Raw genomic sequence first — 3,350 nt, forward strand, 5'->3', positions numbered from 1 at the left:
GCGACCTTTAGAGTGACTTTAATGGGTAATGTACAGGAAGCCTTTACGGTAGATTATGCAACCGCAAATGGTACAGCCCAGTCGCCGGGTGACTATACAGCCATTACTGCCGGAACGGTAAGTTTCCCGGCAGGTTCTGCAAGTGGGGCATTCCAAACCTTTACCGTAGCTATTAATGACGATAACCTGGTAGAGCCGGGCGAAACATTCAGCGCTTCCTTAACCGGTATTACGGGGCTTGCAACGATCGGTATTGCTACGGCAACGACCACCATTAATGATAACGATGTAGCGAGTGTAGCCATTTCGGCGCCAATAGCAATAGATGAGGACGCGGGCATAGTCACCTTTAGGGTAACCTTAATGGGAAATGTCCATGAGGCTTTTGCGGTAAACTATACGACCTCAGGCCTTACAGCCCAGTCGCCAGGCGATTATACCCATACTACCGGAACGGTAAACTTCCCGGCAGGTTCGGTAAGCGGGGCGACCCAGACCTTTACCGTACCTATTCTGGATGATAATCTTTTAGAATCAGGAGAAACGTTCAGGGCTACTTTAAGCGGTATTACCGGGCTTACCACGATTGGTACTGCCACTGCTACCACCAGCATTACGGATAATGATGCAGCGGGTGTATCCATCTCGACCGATGCTACGGTGAGCGAGGGAACAGGTCTGGCCACCTTTACGGTGACTTTAACCGGCAATGTCCAGGAATCCTTTACGGTAAACTATACCACATCGGACGGCGGAGCAATTGCACCCGGCGATTACACAGCTACTACGGGAACAATTACCTTCCCGGCGGGTTCAATAAGCGGAGCGACCAAGACCTTCCAGGTTCCCCTGGTTAACGATGGTGTTGCAGAATCAGGCGAAACGTTCAGTGCAGCATTAAGCGGGATCACGGGATTTGCCACGATCGCCACAGCAAGCGCCACGACCACCATTACGGACGGAGATGGAGCGGGCGTATCGCTCTCAGCTCCTGCCATGGTAAATGAAACTGATGGTACAGTCACCTTTACGGTGACCTTAACCGGCAATGTTCAGGATGCCTTTACGGTAGGCTATACCACATCAAACGGTACGGCAAGTGCAGTGGGTGATTATCTTACCCGGACAGGATCGGTGACTTTCCCTGCCGGTTCGGTAAGCGGAGCGGTACAAACCTTCGAGGTTGATCTAGTTAATGATAATTTTGCAGAACCAGGTGAAACCTTTATCGCCACTTTAAATAATATCAGCAGTCCCCTTGTAACGATGGGTACTGCCAGCGCATCGACCATCATTAATGATGATGATGCGGCGGGCGTATCGATCTCGACCAATCCAACAGTAAATGAGAGCGCCGGTATGGCCACCTTTACGGTGACCCTGACAGGTGGTGTTCAGGATGCCTTTACCGTGGATTACGCTACTGCGAACGGCACAGCGATTGCGCCGGGTGATTACACAACTACTACAGGAACAATCACCTTCCCTGCGGGTTCGGTAAGCGGGACGACCCGTACCTTCCAGGTTCCCCTGGTTAATGATGGTGTTACAGAAACAGGCGAAACATTCAGCGCCGCCTTGAGTAACATTACCGGTCTTGCAACCATAGCTACAGCCACTGCCACAACGACCATTACGGATAATGATGCGGCAAGCGTAGCGATCACGACCGATCCGACAGTCAATGAGGCTGCAGGTACAGCCACCTTTATGGTAACCTTAACAGGGAATGTTCAGCAGGCCTTTACGGTAAATTATGCTACGGCAAATGGCTCAGCCATTCAGCCGAACGATTATACCGCTACCGGTGGAACAGTCACTTTCCCGGCGGGTTCAGTAAACGGAGATACACAAACCTTCACCGTACCAATCTTTAACGACCAGCTGGCAGAACCTGCTGAAACATTCAGTGCTGTCTTAAGCGGTATCAGCGGTCTTACAACCATTAGTACGGCCAGTGCCGCAACTACCATTATCGATAACGATGTGGCCAGTGTAGCAATTTCGACCCTTCCGACGGTTAATGAGTCGGCCGGTATAGCTACCTTTATGGTGACTTTAAGCGGCGGAGTTCAGGATGCTGTTACGGTGAATTATAACACATCAAACGGTTCGGCGGTTCAGCCAAACGATTACACAACTACTACAGGAACAATCACCTTCCCGGCGGGTTCAGTAAGCGGGACTATCAGCAGCTTCACGGTGCCTATCCTGAACGACCAGTTTAGAGAAGGGGACGAAATGTTTAGTGCCACTTTAAGTAATATTACCGGCCTTGCCACGATAGCTACGGCCAGCGCCACAACCACCATTATTGATAATGATGTGGCGAGCGTATCACTTTCGACCCCTTTAACCGTAAATGAGAATGCGGGAACGGCGACCTTTACGGTGACCTTAACGGGTAATGTCCAGGAAGCCTTTACGGTAAGTTATGCTACGGCAAATGGTACCGCCATTGCACCAGGTGATTATGCAGCTACTGCTAGCGGAACGGTAAGCTTCCCGGCGGGTTCGGCAAGTGGGGCAATCCAAACCTTTACCGTAGCGCTCCAGGACGACAACCTGGTGGAAGCGGATGAAATGTTCAGTGCGAGCTTAACCGGTACTACCGGCCTGACCACCATGGGCACGGCTGCGGCATCGACCACCATTATTGATAACGATGCAGCGAGTGTTGCAATCTCGACGCCTTTAACTGTAAATGAGGCAGCGGGTACAGCCACCTTTACGGTGACTTTAACAGGCAATGTTCAGCAAGCCTTTGCAGTAAATTATACAACCTCAGGCCTTACAGCCCAGTCGCCAGGCGATTATACCCATACTACCGGAACAGTAAACTTCCCGGCGGGTTCGCTAAGCGGGGCGACCGAAACCTTTACCGTAGCTATCCTGGATGATAATCTTTTAGAATCCGGCGAAACATTCAGCGCCACTTTAAGTGGTATTACGGGGCTTACCACGATTGGTACCGCCAGCGCTACCACCAGCATTATAGATAATGATGTGGCCAGCGTATCCATATCGGCCCCTGCCACCGTAAATGAGGCAGCGGGTACAGCTACCTTTACGGTGACTTTAACCGGCAATGTCCAGGATGCCTTTACGGTAAACTATGCCAGTTCAGATGGGCAAGCCATTGCACCTGGTGATTACGCAAATGCTACAGGATCGGTCATCTTCCCGGCAGGTTCACCAAGCGGGGCGACCAGGACTTTCACGGTACTGATTCAGAACGACAACCTTGTAGAAACAGGCGAAACATTTAGTGCCACTTTAACGGGTATTACCGGTCTTACCACGATTGGTACCGCCAGCGCTACCACCAGCATTGTAGATAATGATGTGGC

General features: G+C 51.1%; 1 protein-coding gene. It reads left to right on the top strand.

Annotated features, from left to right (window positions below):
• On the top strand, positions 1-3,350 hold a 3,350-nt coding region (locus tag EZ444_RS26925; protein WP_205945361.1), incomplete at both ends, for a beta strand repeat-containing protein.

Origin of the sequence: Pedobacter hiemivivus (assembly GCF_004331685.1) — a bacterium.
Classification (GTDB): Bacteria; Bacteroidota; Bacteroidia; order Sphingobacteriales; family Sphingobacteriaceae; genus Pedobacter; species Pedobacter hiemivivus.